This is a genomic window from Vibrio sp. 1457, assembly GCF_033340195.1.
Classification (GTDB): domain Bacteria; phylum Pseudomonadota; class Gammaproteobacteria; order Enterobacterales; family Vibrionaceae; genus Vibrio; species Vibrio alginolyticus.
The window spans coordinates 58901-78217 of record NZ_JAWOWA010000022.1 but is presented as its reverse complement, the minus strand read 5'-3'; the positions used below and the strand labels follow the sequence as shown (position 1 = coordinate 78217).

Annotated in this window: 23 protein-coding genes; 3 read left to right on the top strand and 20 right to left on the bottom strand. The window is 41.4% G+C overall.

From position 1 onward, the window contains the following. Window positions 1-36 precede the first annotated feature (36 nt). The 20 genes from R7Z41_RS19140 to R7Z41_RS19045 form a co-directional block, all read right to left on the bottom strand. A complete protein-coding gene (locus R7Z41_RS19140) occupies window positions 37-465 on the bottom strand; it encodes a hypothetical protein (protein ID WP_318136397.1) in 429 nt (142 codons plus the stop codon). A 231-nt stretch (window positions 466-696) separates the two neighbouring features. Continuing rightward, window positions 697-864 carry a hypothetical protein gene (locus R7Z41_RS19135; RefSeq protein ID WP_193621679.1) on the bottom strand — a complete coding sequence of 56 codons (168 nt, stop codon included), beginning with the start codon at window positions 862-864 and terminating at the stop codon, window positions 697-699. A 317-nt stretch (window positions 865-1181) separates the two neighbouring features. Continuing rightward, entirely contained in the window at window positions 1182-2177 is a 996-nt protein-coding gene (locus R7Z41_RS19130; RefSeq protein ID WP_171343239.1) for a hypothetical protein, read from the bottom strand. A 148-nt stretch (window positions 2178-2325) separates the two neighbouring features. Next, on the bottom strand, window positions 2326-3660 hold the full coding sequence (locus R7Z41_RS19125) for a P-loop NTPase fold protein (RefSeq protein ID WP_238952301.1): 1335 nt from the start codon (window positions 3658-3660) through the stop codon (window positions 2326-2328). Window positions 3661-3806: 146 nt separating this feature from the next. Next, window positions 3807-4328, bottom strand: a complete 522-nt coding sequence (locus tag R7Z41_RS19120; protein WP_031781253.1) for a hypothetical protein — start codon at window positions 4326-4328, stop codon at window positions 3807-3809. A 746-nt stretch (window positions 4329-5074) separates the two neighbouring features. Then, window positions 5075-5305, bottom strand: a complete 231-nt coding sequence (locus R7Z41_RS19115; RefSeq protein WP_017820907.1) for a hypothetical protein — start codon at window positions 5303-5305, stop codon at window positions 5075-5077. Between the two features lie 129 nt (window positions 5306-5434). Continuing rightward, the gene (locus tag R7Z41_RS19110) at window positions 5435-6073 is read right to left on the bottom strand and encodes a DJ-1/PfpI family protein (protein ID WP_054574092.1); all 639 of its coding nucleotides are present in this window, start codon (window positions 6071-6073) and stop codon (window positions 5435-5437) included. Window positions 6074-6238: 165 nt separating this feature from the next. Beyond that, entirely contained in the window at window positions 6239-6637 is a 399-nt protein-coding gene (locus tag R7Z41_RS19105) for a VOC family protein (RefSeq protein ID WP_031780991.1), read from the bottom strand. A 205-nt stretch (window positions 6638-6842) separates the two neighbouring features. Further along, window positions 6843-7415: a hypothetical protein gene (locus tag R7Z41_RS19100; RefSeq protein WP_225477412.1), complete on the bottom strand. Its 573-nt coding sequence runs from the start codon at window positions 7413-7415 to the stop codon at window positions 6843-6845. A gap of 192 nt (window positions 7416-7607) precedes the next feature. Next, a complete protein-coding gene (locus R7Z41_RS19095) occupies window positions 7608-8057 on the bottom strand; it encodes a nuclear transport factor 2 family protein (protein WP_182016189.1) in 450 nt (149 codons plus the stop codon). Window positions 8058-8185: 128 nt separating this feature from the next. Further along, window positions 8186-8575, bottom strand: a complete 390-nt coding sequence (locus R7Z41_RS19090; RefSeq protein WP_064368196.1) for a lysozyme inhibitor LprI family protein — start codon at window positions 8573-8575, stop codon at window positions 8186-8188. A gap of 397 nt (window positions 8576-8972) precedes the next feature. Beyond that, window positions 8973-9224: a TIGR03643 family protein gene (locus R7Z41_RS19085; protein ID WP_005377824.1), complete on the bottom strand. Its 252-nt coding sequence runs from the start codon at window positions 9222-9224 to the stop codon at window positions 8973-8975. Between the two features lie 98 nt (window positions 9225-9322). After that, window positions 9323-9823 (bottom strand): GNAT family N-acetyltransferase, encoded by a 501-nt coding sequence (locus tag R7Z41_RS19080; RefSeq protein WP_137281925.1) that lies wholly within the window; start codon window positions 9821-9823, stop codon window positions 9323-9325. A 150-nt stretch (window positions 9824-9973) separates the two neighbouring features. Further along, window positions 9974-10354, bottom strand: coding sequence for a hypothetical protein (locus R7Z41_RS19075; protein ID WP_047100679.1), 381 nt, complete (start codon window positions 10352-10354; stop codon window positions 9974-9976). Window positions 10355-10507: 153 nt separating this feature from the next. Continuing rightward, window positions 10508-10912 carry a DUF1801 domain-containing protein gene (locus R7Z41_RS19070; RefSeq protein WP_017633973.1) on the bottom strand — a complete coding sequence of 135 codons (405 nt, stop codon included), beginning with the start codon at window positions 10910-10912 and terminating at the stop codon, window positions 10508-10510. Window positions 10913-11053: 141 nt separating this feature from the next. After that, window positions 11054-11386: a YnfA family protein gene (locus R7Z41_RS19065; RefSeq protein ID WP_169686657.1), complete on the bottom strand. Its 333-nt coding sequence runs from the start codon at window positions 11384-11386 to the stop codon at window positions 11054-11056. 64 nt (window positions 11387-11450) lie between these two features. Further along, window positions 11451-11918: an Sbal_3080 family lipoprotein gene (locus tag R7Z41_RS19060; RefSeq protein WP_005385757.1), complete on the bottom strand. Its 468-nt coding sequence runs from the start codon at window positions 11916-11918 to the stop codon at window positions 11451-11453. A 416-nt stretch (window positions 11919-12334) separates the two neighbouring features. Further along, window positions 12335-13018, bottom strand: a complete 684-nt coding sequence (locus tag R7Z41_RS19055) for a DUF4336 domain-containing protein (RefSeq protein ID WP_206970015.1) — start codon at window positions 13016-13018, stop codon at window positions 12335-12337. 249 nt (window positions 13019-13267) lie between these two features. Then, the gene (locus R7Z41_RS19050; RefSeq protein ID WP_005377816.1) at window positions 13268-14743 is read right to left on the bottom strand and encodes a Na+/H+ antiporter NhaC family protein; all 1476 of its coding nucleotides are present in this window, start codon (window positions 14741-14743) and stop codon (window positions 13268-13270) included. An 18-nt stretch (window positions 14744-14761) separates the two neighbouring features. Further along, window positions 14762-16105, bottom strand: coding sequence for a glutamine synthetase family protein (locus R7Z41_RS19045; RefSeq protein WP_206970020.1), 1344 nt, complete (start codon window positions 16103-16105; stop codon window positions 14762-14764). A 340-nt stretch (window positions 16106-16445) separates the two neighbouring features. Here R7Z41_RS19045 and R7Z41_RS19040 point away from each other — a divergent pair, with 340 nt between their 5' ends. The 3 genes from R7Z41_RS19040 to R7Z41_RS19030 are packed head-to-tail and all read left to right on the top strand — an operon-like array spanning window position 16446 to window position 19288. Further along, window positions 16446-17192, top strand: a complete 747-nt coding sequence (locus R7Z41_RS19040) for a gamma-glutamyl-gamma-aminobutyrate hydrolase family protein (protein ID WP_206970022.1) — start codon at window positions 16446-16448, stop codon at window positions 17190-17192. Between the two features lie 18 nt (window positions 17193-17210). Continuing rightward, the gene (gene puuR, locus R7Z41_RS19035; protein ID WP_005377813.1) at window positions 17211-17768 is read left to right on the top strand and encodes an HTH-type transcriptional regulator PuuR; all 558 of its coding nucleotides are present in this window, start codon (window positions 17211-17213) and stop codon (window positions 17766-17768) included. Between the two features lie 35 nt (window positions 17769-17803). Then, the gene (locus R7Z41_RS19030; protein ID WP_206970024.1) at window positions 17804-19288 is read left to right on the top strand and encodes an aldehyde dehydrogenase; all 1485 of its coding nucleotides are present in this window, start codon (window positions 17804-17806) and stop codon (window positions 19286-19288) included. Window positions 19289-19317: the final 29 nt, after the last annotated feature.

The following is a 19317-nucleotide window of genomic DNA, read 5'->3' as shown; positions in this document are numbered from 1 at the left end:
CTGAAACTCAGTATATTGTATAAAAGTCGCTCAACTTTAGGAGGTTTGGTTTCTCGTCTGAATTACGCAACAAAGCCACGGCGTATCAATACCATACTTATGTTTTATAAGTTCAACTGCAAAAGTATGCTGCCATAACAAGCTATAAAAAATATCTAAATCAACCCCAAGCTCTTCAAAAAAGCTAAGTATTGTTGAGTTTGAAATATGCTTTAAAGCCAGTTCATCAGGTTCGATTCTGATGATTTGCTCTTCACACTCCTCCAAGCGCTCAAGTAGAGCACTCTTTCCTGAGCCTGTTCGACCAAGGACTATACACTGTGAAGATTGTGTATCTTCAAGGACCTCGTAGTCGCCAGTATCAACGAAGCAGTCACGTAAAAACTTTGTATCATTTTCCGCATCAACCTCTCCGATAGACATATGCTTCCGGAATACAAAGTCTTTTTTAGGTTCTTGCGACATATAGTCTCTTTAAGTATCAAATGTATATTATCCGAAGATAATATCAAAGAGTGGACACTTTGTTGCATACTAGTCATCTAAATTATGATGAGCTTCATTGTTTGGTCAGGCTAATAACGCCCTGTTAAGGGGTGAGCAACGCAATACAAGAGCCGCCGCATACCTCCTTAAACACTAAAACCAACGCATAGTGAAAATGCCACGCGTTGCGAATCCCTCTTGAACAGTTTGTTATATGCTGTCTTCAAACATTGCATTTAAAATACCATACACCATTTCATGGCACGTGGAATTACCTCCCAAATGAACTAACTCATTATCACTGTCACCACTCAGAAACGCCAAGTAAGGATGTGCTTCATCACCATCAAAGCTAATGCTTGAAGAACTGTCGATCATACTTGCAACTTCAAAAGAAATATTACCAGTTAGTTCTTTTAGAATGCTCCCTTAATACCAGCTCTTTCCAAATGTTCGGCAATACATGCAATCATCTCACCAGTAAATACTTACTGTTGAAGCATAAAATTATCTGTGTCTACTTTTAACTCCATAGGTACTTCATTCCTTTGTCTGGTATTGCATATAACGCCCAATTAAGGTGTGAAGCACGCTACCACAACACTCAAATTGGACGCCGTAATCACTAAACTAGACCCAAACCAAAAATGCCGAGCGTGCTGAATCACTCTTAAATTGTTTGTTAGCTAAATAAGTTACGCTACAGCTTCAACGTCCACTGTTTCGACAGCCTCAAAGCCTTTGGTCTTTTTGAAAGACATATTATGAATAAAGTTTTTCATGCAGTCGGAAGGGTCTATTGTTTCCATGTTAATCCCACCTAACGTAGCCCTAGAGATATACACCGAAAGAACATTTGATTCTTCCAAGTGTCCCGTTGCTTTATTAAGCAATTTGTCGGTTGCATTTATTACCACAAATTCATCGGGCAATATTGCAAACAGCTCACGTGCAACTCGCAGGACTGAGCTACAAACATAATCCTGATAGATTTCGTTGAACTTGCCTACAGGCATTTTTTTGACCGACAACTTGCCGCTCTTTAACAGGCTCTTTTGTTCGCTAGGAATGATATCTTCACCATGAATGTGTACATTCACAGTTACTAACGATGTATCAGAGATGGACAAGTGAAGACTTGAACCCAACGCATCAAGCTCACTAAAAGGGCTCATTTCTTTAATCACTTCGATTTTGGCTTCAGGAGAGCCCGCTAATACTTTCTTTGCCTGTTCGACGCTATCCGCCCAATCTTCACACTCCTGTTCCCAAGTTTTGAGTGAAGCTTCATAGTTATTACTGTCTTTTTGTTTAGCTGATTCTATAGCAAGATTTAAAGCTGAAAACTTTGAATCGACTCGCTTAAACAATTTGTCAATGAAGCGAGGTTTGTATGCTTCTTTTAGCTGCGTTGCTTTTTGCTCTAACACATTTGAAAACACTGGTTTTATAGGCTCGTTAGACAAAGAAATTTGATGCCAGTTAATTTCATCTCCACATTCTTTGTGTATGGACTGAACAATTTCTATATGATTTTCAAAAACGTCGACTTCATACGCAGCTTGCTCCAGTTCTTGCATTTTCGCATACTGCTTTTGCTTTTTTTCAATTTCACGTTGACGTTTTTTTGCGTTTCGATCTGCGCGCTTTGCAGCTGCATTAATAGATCTAACTGTACCTTTCCAACCCATAGTTACCTCATTATTATTTTATTTAGCTAACGCCCTGTTAAGGCGTGAGCAACGCAATACATAAGCCGCCGCATACCACCTTAAACACTGAACGCATAATAAAAATGCCACGCGTTGCGAATCACTCTTAAACAGATTGTTATGTGATTTATCGTACGGGTTGAATGTTATTTAACTCCTGATAGAAGTAGTCAAATACATTATTCGGAGTACGACCATACCTGAAACTTAACAAATTATTTTGCTGTATTTCCTGTCTACGTTCTTCTGAAGCCAGATCAAACTCGATCTCTATAGCTAAATGCTCTAGAGCATATTCTTCAGAAAAATCTGAACCTTCAGATATCTGAAGAAACTCCAGTAATTCTAGACCACTAGCCCTTTTACCAATTATTGCGTCCAACATTCTTGGATTAACAACCTTCATAAAACAGACTGTCGCCATTATGTCTTGGTAAAACTCGTTCATAGCTTCATTACGTGAATTCTCGATGATTGCAAAATAGGTTAAAATTCTCTCAATATCACGAAATGACGGTTTTATATGCTTAACAAGCGATTTAAGCATTTGAGCTGAAGTCTCATTATGAATTCTTCTTCCTTCAGACATCAAATCTAGCGACGTTCTTAGATACTTAGTACCATCATCCTGCTGATACTTTCCTGAGGAACGAGGCAAAGAAAGCCAAACATTGATGAATTTTTGTAAATATGTGACCGAGTCAATTCCTTCACCATATCGGCATTTAACTGATTCTTCTAACTGCTTTCGATTCATCACAAGTAAAAACGTTATTCCAGAGACAGAAAAAAGGTGCTTGATATTCTCTAGTAGGTCTAATGCAAAGTCAGGTCTACAACGATCCAGTTCATCAATAACAAAAACAATGCGCTTACCCGGAGTATGATTAAGAGCTATATCAGATAGAAACTCTCTGAAATTTTTCAAAGCCAATTTATCGGCTTTAGAGCTCTCAAACTTAGACGAGATTATTGAATCTACTTGTTCAGATACCAACGTAGAAATGTCTTTTTCAGCTTGGTCTAGCATTGTTCCGTCAATAACACCTGCTGTTCCGAGTCGAATACCAGTTTTAATGACACCACGGCTAAACGTTTTAAACACTTGCGCTGCTTTTTCTTTAAACTCTTTTTTCTTACTTTCAGCTTTATCCTCTAACAATTCATATATTTCTGAAGCTAAAGCTAAGAACGGCTCTTTTTGATAGTCATTCTCAAAGGCATCAAAATAGATCGTTTCTAACGGCGGTTCTTGTTTATAGCGATTTTCACTAGACCACATTTTTATGAATGTGCTTTTACCTTCACCCCATTGAGCATCTAGTGCTAAAACTAGGTTTTCATCTGAGTTGTTGATTAAGTTATATAGCCGATCGCCAAATTGCTTTCGATGAAACAAATCTTTCTCCGAGGAGAAGCCTTCATCCTCTTCAATTTGTAATTCTGGAACAGTTAATCTCACTAAGTTTCTCCTAAATCACATAACGCCGCATTAAGGTGTGAGCGGCGCAATGCCGATGCCGCCGCATACCACCTTAATCACTAAAACCAACGCATAGTAAAAATGCCACACGTTGCGAATCACTCTTAAACAGTTTGTTATGTGAATTACGCACGCTTCCCTAAACCGGGAGCTCCACCTGAAACAAAAGGGCTATACTTCGTATCGAATACACCACCCAATGCACTGCCTTGAGCCTTATCACGTCTACGTTGCGCCTTTTGCTTTTTCTGTGTATCTAATTCAGCTTGCTTCTTGATATCCCTTTCAATTTTTTTCTTAAGAACTCGACATACGACTATTTGTCGATTTACTGCCATTTCCGATACGGAATCATTAAAGGCAATCTTGCGTTCCGCACGCAAGATTTCTTTTTCTAAATCAATACGTGTGTATTTCTCGTCTAAGGCTAACATTAATTCATGCGAGTTTTTAGAACAGGACTTCGTTATTGCCCATTCATAAGTTCCTTTGATTTTGGAACGAGCTCTATATTTCTTAGCTGGGATATCAGCTTTAAAAGATGGAGATAGTTGCAGCAAATATGCTTTACACTTTAAATAATGCTGCTTTCTACTACCTTTCGAAGAGAACGATGTGCTGCAAGCCTCACAAACAAATTGGTCCATACTATCTCCTCACATAACGCTTGTTAAACAGCTGCAAGCCGTTTTTTATTTGTTAATCTTGCAGTTTTTTACCCGTGGCTTCAAAGATAAATTAGAAAATTAGTGATTGCGGTGGCGAATTAGATTGCAAAAAGTAGCTTGATACATCGGTGTTGAGCTTAAGTTTGTGCCGTTTCGTCACAAGGGTAGGGGACGAGTTACCCATACAGTCAACTTTTGACCGTAGATTTTCTGTCTCCTAATGAATAGTACTTGTGATATCAATTGAGTTTGAAAACTTGGACTTGCTGGGGTGGTAAAATACAGTAGTTTCATTTTCGTAAGTCGTTGATTTTTAAGTGTGCACATTTTGCAAACTAGCGCTTTTTTGAGTGATAAAATACGTAGAGAATTATGCGTAACCTTATGAAAATAAAATGAAAAAATATAATTTCCATCCTATCTTGACATGGTAGGGGTCGGCGATTCGAGTTCGCCCGGACCCACCAAATTTTAAAAAAGCCCACCTTTTGGTGGGCTTTTTTTTGTCTGTAATTCATTGATATTCAAGTAAAACTACTTCTTTTCTTGTCCCTTGTTTTTGCTCTGCGTTAGCCCCTTGTTAAAGATAAAAGCGCACTACCTGATCCGCAACACAACCTCAAAACCCTAAATGCAATGCATAAGGTGCATACACTTCAAACCCACTAGAGCCGTCTATAAATTATGTTGCGTGCCACTTGCTGTGGCTTTAGAGACACTGACTACTAATCTAAATTATCTGGCGTGTGAAGATTGGTGCCGCATATTGTACATTTGTAGTCACCAGTCGCTTCGCCTTCCATTAATGAGCTAATTATTGCTGCAAATAGACCAGAGAAGAAACCTTTAGCTTTTTTCTCGGTCTTTTCCTGCGCTTTAGAGAAGCTTTCGTACCGATGTAGCGTTACTTCTTTACAATTACAGCAAAACGCTCTTGTCTCTTCAGAACCGTACATTTTTACCAATTGATTTACTCCCTGTAAGTTAATTTCCCCAAGTGGCGTTATGTTCAAGGGTAAGTCACACAAGACTGATGTGTGACTTACCCTAAACACTAAAACTAACGTAATGTAAAACACCACATGTTATGAATGATTATTTAACGCCTTGTTATCCGAGCTTGCTAACTCTGCTGATTGAATAGTTGTGGCAATAAGCTCTTCAAATAGCTCTAATTGCCCAGCAGGTATCAATTGATTTTGTATAGCTTTTCGTTTGTTTGAGTCAAATAGCCGTTCTGTTAACCAACCAATTAGATACATCAGTGAAAGACAGCCACCGGCCGTCGCTACATTACCGTCTATCACGAGAGGCAGATCCTGAACATCTCCTCCCATACTTTGTAGAACAGCCTTTGCATCTGGGTTTGTTGTTAATCGCTTGCCTTTTAGTAAACCGAGTTCATGGAGGATGAATGATCCCGCACAAATCGAACCTATTAGCTGCCTATTTGGATCAAGATTCAACGCCGACATAAATTCAGCATCTTTTAAAGCGGCTGGAATACCCCGTTTGCCGCTTGTAATAAGAACGACATCTTGATTCGTCACCTCAGAAAGGTGTCCGTCTGTTTTAACTTTCATACCGAGGTGGGAATGATGTTCAGATTTAGTTCCAAGTATACTTACTGTCCAACTGTCGGTTGTGCGCCCCAGCAAGTCATACATAAGAAAGAAATCGACATCCGTGAAATCATCAAATAAAACAACGCCGATTTTATACATAACATTTATCCTTTTGGACTTACTCGTAAGTCGCAAAATCTGTAGTAGGAGGGGAGGGGCATTCGATACACAAGCTTCTGCTAAGCACCTTAAATACCAAAGGCGGTGCAAACTAACAATGCCATGTGTACCAAATCCCTATTATAAAACTTTGTTATGTTTGTTTTATGAGCCCGCCCAGAAAAACTCAACCCTAATACCACTTGGGTCGTAACACATTAAATGTTTTGCGGGTCCTGTTTTAACAAGCTCGGGACCAAACTCAATTTCGATTCCCGACGCCATAAATTGATCACGCAACTCATAGAGTTGCTTCTCAGTCTCTACGAGTAAAGCTAAGTGATGCAAACCAATATTCGTTTTTCTGTCAAATGGAGTGGCGGCATCAGCCTTAGCCGCCCATAGTGTAAGCATGATATGCCCATCACTCACAAATATTGCCGGGTAGTCTGGATTTCTTTTTACTTCACTCCAACCTAATTGTTCAGTGAAAAACTTCGCGCTTGCTTCTAGGTTAGATACGGTTAAACCTACGTGGTGTATGCCTTTTGTTAACACAGTCACTTTGTTTCCTTACTCGTTTTAATGGCTATCAAACAAAGATAACTCGATAAAAAGTAAGCATCAATACACATATATTGATTAACTTCGTCAATCTATTCGAATACGGTAATCCAACTGGAAACATAACATTGTAAACAAGAAACCCAATCTTGAACTAAAAATTAAACTTAGAGTTCATTCTTAAGTCCTGTATTAATCAAATACATTAATAGCCATAATATTTAAGCCAGCCTATAGGGCATATCATTCCATTAAAGGTTTGAATGTTCTTATTCAAGCTAACGTCTTCCAATTTGTAACAGTGAACAACATTACTAGTCGAAGTAGATGCTGGTGTTGAATACGTCACAGGTTTAGAAGCGTTTGCTTTATGTATTTCATGTGCTCGCTGTTGGTCTATCGCCACTTGATTCTTATGATTGTTAACTTCTCGCAATCCAGATTCTAGGGGTAGGTGCCAATCCTTACATGTTGTTCCTAAACCATCATTCTGAGACTGATATTCTGATAACGCTACACGAGCTTCATTTACCGACTGATCGATATCGGACTGATCGACTAGCCAAGTAGAAAAAGAATAGTTAATGGCCTCTCGATAGTTTACCGATTGCTCTAAGCTATAAGCATCGGAATGAAAACAGGCCTCTAACACTGCCCATTGAGTCGATAGGTTTGATAATACGTTTTCAGGTATAGGCTGTAGCTGGCTTTGCGTAGACTGGCAACCGGCTAGAAGAAAAGGGACAGGGAGTAGTTTTAGAAAAAATTTTTGGTTCATTTTAATCTTAAAATTAATGCAATCTTTTTCATTATCATAATACAGGACGATTGAAGAAAGTAGCATTTCTATCAGTAAGGGAATGTGGCTAACGCACTGATAAGGTGTGAGTAAAGCGATATCAAAGCCCTCAACACACCTTAACTACGAATACTACCGCATAACAAAGATGCTATGCGGTAACGGTAGTATTCAGGCTTGAACAGTTTGTCGCACGTTGCTCTCGCCTGACAGCACGGAAATTCTCTCAAAATCTCGACTCGGAAAGTCAGGATCTACGTACACAAACATACGACTTATCATTTTTCCTTCAAACTCAAATACACTACAAAAACGCCCTGTGGAAACTTTGTTGTCCGGCCAAGAGGTACCATCACTCATTACGCCGCCTTCCTGTCCTTCAACAATGACCTTGTTTCCAGCAGTCGTTATTTGAAAGCCGTCTATGTCGTGCCAGATACTAATCAACGAGCTACTAATCCTATTGCCAAACTCCACTAAGGCACTCTTTCCTTTCGCTTGCCCAAATTTAGGAAAGAAAAAGTCAACATCCTCTGAGAATAGATCCAGATAGCTAGGATCACCGGCATCTATTTTCTCGAAATACTTAACTACTAGCCCAACTAAATCGTCTTTTTCCATAATTATTTCACACCCATATAAGCTTTACGCACAACCTGAACGCTTGCATCTTAAACACAGAGTACATTTAAACTTAAATTGCCAAGAGTTGCGAATCTTATTGAAGTGCCTTGTTAGATGTAATCCGTTTAGCCTACGTATACACCATTGAAGTATTCGACGCGTTCTAACGTCATTCTTAACTTACATTCTTCAATCTGGACACCTTGCCAGGGTGAGGGTGTGGAAGACAGGCCCGTAAATTCACATTCGGCGTCTCTGTATTTTAGCCAAGCTCTTTGGGCCTTTCGAAATGGCTCTACCAGTTCGGTCTGAGACCATGTTTTCCTTAGTGCTTTTTCTTCCTCACCTATTCTAGCGATTGCTTCCTTGTAACTTTCGTTAAGCTCTTTATCTGCAGATTCCATTTTCTTTTCTACACACTGATAACCAGCCATAACGCCACCGCCTTTTACTTTGCAGGGATCTTCAACATCATCAGAGGCCAAGCAAGGTAAAGAAACCAACGCAAATATCATAAGTAATTTGTTCAAAATTGCCTCCAAGCTCCGAGTGCTTGTTAAACCGTTATCAGCTATTTTTCCTTTTTAATCATGCAGCTTTTTGCCTGTGCCTTCAAAGATAAAATAGAAGGTTAGTGATTCTAGTGCCTAAACAGAAGGTAAAAGAAGATTGATACACGGGTTAAATGACGCCTTAATCTGAGTTATTTTTAGTGGGCGTTTGGTATTAATCTTTTCTGTGGAATCATTAGTTTGATGGCGTCTGAATATGACTCCCATGGAATTTATTATCGCCCTGAAACACCTAGGTTGATTTAAGTGGTGACTATTCCCCTCCAATCATGGAGTTGATTCAAAGGTAGGGCGATAAATGTTGCGATTCGTAATAAAAATTTATGCCAAGTGCAGTTCGCTATCGCGGCTTATATTGAGTTGGGCAATAACCTCTAATGATGTCTGAGTTTCGTAGCTTGTTGTGTTTTGTATTGCGCCCCGAAACCCTTTTACGCCACAATTTAAAGCTACTTGATTTGAGCCGGCTACGCATAAACTGAATCACGTCGGATTCATTCAAACCAAATTGAAATTCGATAGCCTCAAATGGGGTGCGGTCTTCCCATGCCATTTCTATTATTCTTGACTCAGTTTCCGAGGTCAGTTTCATTTCAAATAACCTATTTTAGAAAAGACATTGTTACGACGGAAATTGAGTCTTGGTTCAAATGTTCTTATATGCGTGCTTAGTGTTTAGCGGCTTAACACCTACAAAAACTTCTCAATGAGGACTTCGTCTACGTATTTCCCACGAACTTTTGCATGCTTCTTCGCGGTCCCTACGATTTCGAAGCCTTGTTTGAGATAGGCTGATAACGCTCGGTCATTATCGCTGCGGACGTACGCAAATAGTTTTTCGTAACCCTTTTGTTTGGCTACTTCGAATGTCGATTTGAAAAGCTGTTTAGACACACCTTGGCCACGAGCACCGTCACTAACAAACGTACCAATTATGCCAACATGGTCAAAAGCTTTTGTATATTGTGCAAAGGGCTCGATATTTTGGAAACCAATGACTTGTGAGCTATTTTCGGATAAAGCGACTGTAAACACGCCCCGTTCTGGGAAATGAGTAATGAACTCTTTTTCTTCTTCAGGTGTGAAAGGCGTATCTAATACAGTGTATAAACCTTCAATAATGATGGGATTGAGGACGTTTGTAATGCCTTCAGCATCACCTAAAGTTACCTGACGTACAATTAAATTCATGCCACTTAGCTCCTATTAAAATTAGGGCTGTTTTGTACATGAGTTGGAGACTTGCGGCAACAAGTAACGTCATTAAGTCGTAAAGAATATACCTATTACACTTAAGCGGCGGTTAATAGTGCTGATTGTTACTTTAGTATTTCTGATATATCACTTTTTAAGTGACGGCTTAACTTCTACAGAATATTTCCACATCACGACCCCGTTTTCTACAAGATCATAGCTCGCGCTTTGACCCTCGGAGTTGAGTACAAATACCGGCATTTCCATCCTTGACGTAGCGCCATCTCGGTTGCATGACATGGTAGCTTCAAGCTGTATGCTATTTTTGCTCGGTTCTGAAAGGGTTCCTAAGTACGCGCAGCCGTCGACAAAACTGGTTTTGCTTTTTCCTTTAGAGGATATTTCAAAAGTCGGAAAAATGAATGTTGATTGAGGCTCTGTTACTACCACATTGACTTGATAGTTCGTCGCTGAAAAAGCATTGAAATGAGCTCCAAGCATAAGTAAGAACAAGATTTTTGATTTCATAAACTCTTCTTTATTTCGATATTACTAGTTTGGTAACGGCGCTATTAACGTGACCACTTAATCTAAAACTTTACTGCGTAAGCATTAAAAAGGATACAAAGGTATAGTAGTTGAATATGGTTAATCGGCCGTAAATAGTTTTATTAAGAGATCTTACATACCTAAAAGAGGTAAGTTCTTTCGCTTTTGATAGGTTAATGCTAATTCTAAACAGGTCTTGATTGAAGCTTCTGGCAAAGGAGCGGATAAAGATAGAATTATTGCTCGATTACCCTGAAACTCAAGTGAGTCACTATACAGTTCGCGGAATGTGTCGACGAGCTTAGTTTGGCAATTAAAGAACAGATAATAACGACTAGGCGTTTTCTGTTTCCAATCCATCCTTACCGGGCTACCTGTTTTCACACTGTAGCTTGGCTCTCCCCATTTTAGAGATTCTTCAACTTCCCCCAGTTTTAATTCAGAAGCGATAGTTAAGACGATATTTCGTAGCTCTTCTATCCGAATACGCACATGTTTTGGATACTCATCAAATCTTGCCTTCACTGCATGGTTCATTGGTATCTCCTATAAATAGCGCTGTTTTGGGGTGAAGCCCAAGCGTACTTTGGCTATGTAGCAATTACGTCATAATGTTATTAATCAATAAATCTAGCACATAGCCAAAATACTAAGCGTAAGGGTTTCCCTCGGCTACGTTTAGGATGCTCTGGGTGAAAACATGACGATTGACATGCCAAGCATAGCGACAGAAACCCCCACTATGTCCCAGAGCGTTGGTCGAACGCCGTCGATACACCACAACCATAGAATTGCGACAAAAATATAGACACCACCGTAAGCAGCATAAACTCTGCCAGTAGCGGTAGGATGTAAAGATAGAAGCCAAGCAAACATAGCAAGGCATAGCGCTGCTGGTACCAAAAGCCAAACTGACTTATCTTCCTTTAACCAGAGATAAGGTAAGTAGCAGCCTAATATTTCTGCAATGGCGGTTATAAAGAAAAGCCCAATGGTTTTGACTTCAGTCACTTAAACATTCCTATCTTTATCTACAAATATATGATGCTGGTTAAATGGGCAATTGCTCGGCTCATTACATTTCGCCCAGCTTAATCTTGGATTGAGCCTCACTCACGGTTTGTTTACCGAATAACAAATCCATCATCGAAATGATTCGTTTGTTGTCTTTACCCCATTTATCTGGATTCGCGCTGTTTGGTGCTTTAAATTCAACTTGTCCTACTTTTTCGTTATTTTTGTAGGCTTTAATCTGAGCATCAGCGATAAATGTTCTAAAATCCCAGCTCCAGCGTGATACGTAAGTAAGTGTTAGCTCAGAGCTAACAGGAGGCGTGCCGTCGCTTACGACTGTGCATTTATGGGCGGTATCCAAACACCAGTCTTGCATCGAATCTAAGAAAACATCTCGCGTGGCGTTGTCTTTTACGATGGTGATTTCCTTGCTCTGATTTTCTTTCGAGATTGTTTCTACCGTATACTTTGGTGCCGCACATGCGGCTAATAGAATAGGCAAGCTTAGAATGATGAGTTTTTTGTGCATCTTATGTCTCTTTTTTTAAATTTATATATTCAAACAACTTCAAGATACTGAGTTTAACGAGAATAACTAACAAGCATGGCAACTGTTATTAACAAAACCTTTAGAGTAGAAGGGTTTGTTTCGGGAGTATGCCAATGTCTCGAAACAAATTATTAGTAAGAGATTGCTATAGCGTTATGTTAACTCTTGAACTTATGTCCGTATCAATGTCCAGAATTCTTCGCATTGAAGTTTTTGAAGTGCAATTCTAACGGAATTTTAAATTGCTGCATAATGCTCAATTAAGAGGAATAGGGAATCTTATCGTTAAACATAACGTGTAGTGCTGTAAATTCGTCCCTAAGACTAAGCTAAAAGGGCCTAATGTTTTAAAATAGCTTCTTGTCTATTCTGTTGTGTGAGTTTTCAATGTTGTCTCATACTAGCCACTTAAAAGAGCGCTGTAAGAACTCGTCTGCATTATCAAGGACGATTTCACCGTGAGCCATAACCAATATATTAGGTTTCCAAGACAGCAATTTATTTAAGTGTTTTCGAGCCTCTTGTTTGCTAAACATAAAACTTAGGCGCCAATCCAAAGGCATTTTTCCATTCGGAGCAAGAATACCGGCTCCTTTAGCCACAAACCGCTGCCAGTAGTTAAAGTCCTGGCCAGAAAAATTCTCGACGAGGTCAGTAACAATTAAGGTCTTTGAAGGTCGATGATAAAACACACACTCTTCCATTAATGGAGAGCCAGAAAATAGTTCTTGTTCAATCTCAGAGTTCCAAGCATTACCGCCTTGGTTAAGTGAAGCGTGAAAGTGTATATCACGGCACTTCTTAATGACTTCATCTGTGCCATAAATTTCTGCGCTAGGGTAGGCAAATACCCATTCAGATAAGAACAAGTGGTGTAAATGATTAGGAGCGATTAAGTATTTCACTTGGCCTAGATTGTTGATTTGCTCTTTAATCGAATTTGATAACTGAATTGGACTATGAACCCAAAGGCCACCATCAGAAAGCCTAACAATAGTCATACGAGTGGTGTATGGGAGTCCTAAGAATTGGACGGGATCTCCGTCAAATATCCATATCTCATGGGCTAACTTTTTCATGTCTCTCCAACCGTTAACACTGTATTAAGGCGGCATTTTAGTTACTCAAAAGCTGCCTTGCTACACAATAAACGCTTCGCTAAGCGTAAACCAAAAATATTAGGTTTACCAAACCCTTATTGAGTGCAGTTGTATATCTTTGAGTATTTTTATACTGAACGGGCGTAAAGTCGTTTTAAGAGGATTATTTGACTTGATAGAACAAAACCCCGCTATTTTTGAGCAGGGTTTTGCAATTAGATAAAGGGGCTAACCGATGATGAAGAAGAAAATCGCGGTTGCAACAATACCAATCAACGCATAAGGAAACTGTGTGGTTGCGTGTTGCATTGCTGTACAGCCCGAACCTTGTGCAGATAACACGGTTGAGTCACTAAAGAAACAAGAGTGGCTCCCTGCCGCTGATGCTGAAAGCAGCGCTGCAACGGTTAAGTGTAGAGGCACACCAAGCTGTTCGCCCAAAGGTAGAACAATTGGCATCGCTACTGCAAACGTTCCCCAAGACGATGCCGTTGCAAATACCAACGCGCCCGTAATCATAAAGATAATCGCAGGGAAGTAAGACGCTGACAGGTAAGGGCTGACGGTCTCAATGACATACTGCGTGACGCCCAATGAGTCGTTGACCGATTTCAACATGAAACCACCAATAACGGTCGCAAGCGGCAGTAGCATAACCTTAATGCCATCATAAACAGCTTCGAACATGTCGTTCATCGAGATCAGTTTTTGTGCGCCGTAAAAGCTAATAGTAAAGATTAACGCGACGAAAACACCAGCAAGTAGATCGATACCAAAATACCAACTTGCGGCAACAAGTACGATCATTGGTAACAAGAAGTTGACAAGGCCCATGGTTGGGTTGGTATGTGCAGAGACATCGGGACCAAAGTCGACATCTGTTGCACCGTCTGGACGAACTTGACCATTCTTCGCACGCTTTTCTGCCTTTTTCATCGCGCCTAGATCTGGGATCTTTTCCATTGCAACCAGCAAAACAATCACCAGCGTTACCCAGCCGTAAGCCATGTATGGAATAGCTTCAATGTATGCTTTGATACCATCTCCCGCTTCTGCTACTCCGTTTGCTTCTAGCAAAGAACTGAAGAAAATTGCCCAAGTGGAAATTGGTACGAGGATACAGATAGGTGCGGCGGTTGAATCCACAAGATATGAGAGTTTTTCACGCGAGATTTGGTAGCCGTCCGTAACTTTTTTCATTGAGGAAGAAATTGCAATCGCATTCAAATAATCGTCGATAAAGATCAGAATACCTAAAGCAAAGGTCATCAACATCGATTGCTTACGGCTTTTTACTTTCGTGACTAGCATGTCGGAGAAGCTCAAGATACTGCCGCCTTTCTCCAAAATAGCAATTAGGCCGCCCATCAAACCACAAACGAGGATGATCCAAGCAATAGTTTCATCCATCATTACACTCATGGAAATATCAACAATCTGTTCTACCGCTTCAGTTGGGTTAAGCAGAAGAACACCGGCAATAGCGCCGCTAAAGAGGGCTTCCACAGTTCGGTGTGTTGTCAGCGCAAAGACCAATACCAACGCCGTTGGTAAAAGACTCATCCATCCGTAGGCTTCGCCTTCCTCATGGTTCAAACCGATTGTGGTAAAAAAGACAAACGTCGCAACCGAGATTAAAGAAACAATAATGTGTTGAGAGTTGATTTTAAGAGGCGCATCCAGCGCCTTGGTCTGCGTAGTCATAAAGTTCATTTCCTTTGTTTATGCCGAGTGCAACATCCAGTCGATTTCCAATGGAGTAATCGCTCGCTCAAATTCTGCGAGTTCACTCTGTTTGCAAGCTAGATACAAATCGATAAAGTCTCTTGAGATGTATTGAGCCAGCTCACTGTGCTCCAGTCGCTCTAGAGCTTCTGACATACGCAGAGGTAACTCAATTGCATCATCACTGAGAGTCGGTGGACATTGATCTTTGGTGTAGCTTTCACTCGCTAATACTGCGGAAAGTACTACTGCAGCGAGAATGTATGGGTTAACGTCAGCGCCTGCTATACGATGCTCTATACGGCGATTTTTGCTATCGCTGATAGGCACACGCAACGCAACACCGCGGTGGTTTTCTCCCCAATCGGCTTTGGTTGGGACGTAAGCGCCAGGAACAAAGCGACGGTAAGAGTTAACGTTAGGACAGATTAGAGCCATGGCATCGGATGTTTGTGACAGCATCGCTGCCATGGTTTGATAGAAGAAGGCGCTCGCTTGACCGTCTGATTGGCTAAAGTGGTTGTTACCATCTGTATCAACCAAGCTGAGATGAATGTGCATGCCATTACCCGCTTGCTCACTAAAAGGTTTCGCCATAAATGTGGCGTCAAATCCGTGCTGATGAGCGACCTGGCGAATCAAGCGTTTTGCGATGATGATTTCATCACATGCTCGAAGTACATCTTTAGAATGGTTGAAGTTGATTTCGAACTGCCCTGGTGCCGATTCAGATAGGGCTCCGGAAGTGTTTAAACCTTGTTCTAATGCAGTTCGATTAAGGTCGGCCAAGAAATCAGCGTAGTCATCTAGTCCATCAAGGTCGTAAACCTCGGTATCTTTTTCTCGAGTTTTTTTCGTGGGGTTAATTGCCGTTAATGGTTCGCCATTTTCGCCGCGGGTTTTGTCTATTAAATAGAACTCCAGCTCGAGCGCGACACAAGGATATTGGTCTTTAGCATGCAGTGTTTGCAATATAGAAGCGAGAATGTTTCGGATGAACAGTGGGTTAGGGTGCTGCCCGGTTTCATCCATCATACTAAGCAGTAGCTGACCAACTTGTTCTTTTGCCGTCGGCATTAAGGTGCCGCTGATTGGATAGCAGAGGTTATCTGGTTCTCCGAGATCTTCTCCCAACCCGGCTGTTTCAACGACGTTACCTTTGGTATCTAGGGTGATGGTCGAAAGGGGGAGGGCAACACCTTTATTCAGTTTTTCTAGAGCATCTATCGGGATGCGTTTTCCTCTTGGGGTGGCATTTATATCGGTAAAGATGAGATCGATAAATTCAATATCGGGCCATTTTTGTTTAAAATTTTGTACTTCCTGTAGATACGATTCCATTTTCTTCTCCAAATAGCCTGACGAGTAGAAATTAGAAATAACCAAATTAACAAATAAATTACAGTACTCTGAGCGAGTTGTTTGTTTTTTAGGTTATTTTTAATTTAAACATGCACTTACACTGTGTTTTTGATGTTTAACGGCTGGTTCTTATGTCTTTCTGTTAACTATTTTGTAACAGTTGGTTTTGTTTTGTTCAATATAATGAGCATAAATATTCAGTTTTGAAGCCTAAAAAGTGCGTCAGATCACGTTGTGACGATAATAATGGTCATCTGTGTTGATAATTTTGTACATGGTTTGTAGGGTTTGTGTTAAATAAATTGAACATGGACATATCATGGCAGATACACACAAACCCATCATTGGTGTGGTTAGCTGCGCTAAAGAGTTGGGTGGCTATCAGATACAAGCGGTCAATGACTTTTACCTTCGCGCCATAAAGGATTTTGGAGGACTACCGATTATGTTGGCTCCCGACATGTCGGGCGATGACGTAACCACCATCCTAGACATATGTGATGGTTTTCTTTTTCCTGGCAGCCACTCTAACGTTGCGCCACATCGATACAATGCAACGCACGAAGAGAGCTACAAAGATGAAGCTCGTGATGAGCTCTCATTCACGTTAATTCGTCATGCGGTTGACCAAAACATTCCGTGCCTTGGTATTTGCCGCGGCTTTCAAGAGATGAATGTCGCACTTGGTGGCTCGTTAAACCCAGCCGTTCATGACTCCGGCTTCAATGACCATCGTGAAGCGCCTGTTGAAGATTTCGAACAAAAATACGCGCCAGCACACGCTGTGCTAGTTCAAAAGCAGAGCTTATTTCAACAATGGCTGGTGCAAAATCATTGGGAAAACACCACCTTCTTTGAAGTGAACACACTACACAACCAAGGCATCGATCAGCTTGCTCCTCTATTACAAGTAGAAGCTAAAGCCCCGGATGGCTTGGTAGAAGCATTTAGTCTTCCTAATCAAAAATTTTTCGTTGGCGTGCAGTGGCACCCAGAATGGGAAGCAAAAACCAATCATTTCTCTCAAATTTTGTTCAATGAATTTATGATGGCTACCTCTCGTTAAACGTTTGGAGCTGTATGAATGGACAATCAAGAGATTGGTAAAAATATTGTTCAGTTACGAAAAAAACATGGATTGTCACAAAGGGAACTAGCCGAGCGCGCTGGTATTACCCACAGTGCAATCTCATCCATTGAAAATGGCAAAGTGAGCCCGTCGGTCAGCTCACTACAAAAAATCGTTAATGTATTTTCTTTATCGTTATCAGAGTTTTTCACTTTTGAACAACCTTCGAACGATGAAGTGAAAGTAGTCATCAAGCCGTCAGATCTTGTGGAAATCGGGAGCGAGACGGTGTCCATGAAACTGGTAACGAATGGTGACAAAGATCAAGTCATCGGATTCTTGATCGAGGAATACGCACCTTATGGAACCACTGGTGCGGCAGAAATCAAACACGAAGGCGAAGAGATTGGCACCGTATTAGAGGGTGAAATCACTCTGGAATATAAAGGGCAATCTCATGTCATAACAGCGGGCGAGTCGTACATTATTGATACGACGAAGCCCCATCGATTTACAAATCACACAGACAAGGCTTGTCGAATGATAAGTGCGCATACGCCAACCACATTTTAGTGGGGGCTTGCCTTGTGTGACCACAAGGAGAGCGTATGAAAACCCAAGAGCAATGGATTGAACTAAAAAACAATCTAAACATCGAAAACAGGGCGTACATTAACGGTGAATACAGTGCCGCTTTAACAGGGCAAACCATCCCGGTAGTTAACCCAGCAACAGACGAGATATTCACCGAAATCGCCCGTTGCCAAAATGAAGATGTTGATCTCGCGGTTTCATACGCTCGCCAAGCATTTCAATCCGGTCAGTGGAGCGAGAGCAGCCCAGCTCATCGCAAAGCAGTGCTTAAACAGTTTGCTGACTTGATTGATCAAAACCAAGAAGAATTGGCTCTGCTAGAAACGCTTGATACTGGTAAACCTATCTCTCACAGCTTCTCTACCGATATTCCTGGCGCGGCGAGTGCATTACGCTGGTACGCAGAAGCAATCGACAAAGTATACGGCGAAGTTGCCCCAACTGAAAAAGATGTACACGCTTTTATTTCTCATCAACCAATTGGTGTGGTTGCTGCGGTTGTACCGTGGAACTTCCCCCTTTGGCTTGCGTGCTGGAAGCTTGGTCCTGCTTTAGCGGCTGGTAACAGCGTGATTCTAAAACCGTCAGAAAAATCTTCTCTCACCGCGATATTCCTAGGTCAACTTGCTTCTCGAGCGGGCTTACCAACAGGCGTTTTCCAAGTCGTTACGGGTTTTGGTCATGAAGCTGGCGACGCGCTGGCGAAACACCAAGACGTAGACTGCATCGCCTTCACAGGCTCGACGCGCATTGCAGGTCAACTGATGGTCAGATCGGGTGAGAGCAACCTAAAGCGTGTGTTTGCAGAAGCGGGCGGCAAGAACGCGAACATCGTGTTTGAAGATTGTGATGATTTAGACCGCGCAGCAGCAGACACCGCCGCAGGGTGTTTCTACAACCAAGGTGAGGTGTGCGTCGCGGCAACCCGCCTGCTTGTTCACGAAAGCATCAAAGAGCAGTTTATAGAAAAAGTTATTCAAGCGTCGAAAGCGTTCACGCCAAAAGACCCAATGGACCCAAGTTCATCCATGGGTGCGCTTATCGACCATGATCATAAATCAAAAGTGTTGGAATATATCTCGTTAGGTGAATCAGAAGGTGCAAACGTACGTTGTGGCGGCGATGTCGATGGGCAGGGCGCATTTGTTTCCCCAACCATTTTAGACAACGTCGACAACAAGATGCGTGTCGCCCAAGAGGAAATTTTTGGTCCGGTGCTGTGTGTCATTCCATTCAAAGACGAAGCGCAAGCAATCGAGATCGCTAACGATTCGAAGTACGGCTTAGGCGCGGCACTCTGGAGTAGCAATATCAACCGCGTTCATCGCGTAGCAAAACGACTGCAAGCCGGCTCGGTTTGGGTTAACAACTACAACGAAGGTGACATGACGGTTCCATTTGGTGGATTCAAAATGAGCGGAAACGGTCGAGACAAGTCTCTCCACGCGATTGAAAAATTCACCGAAACCAAAACCACTTGGATTCGCCTCCATCCTTAAGCCTGCTGACGATTACGATAAATAAAGGA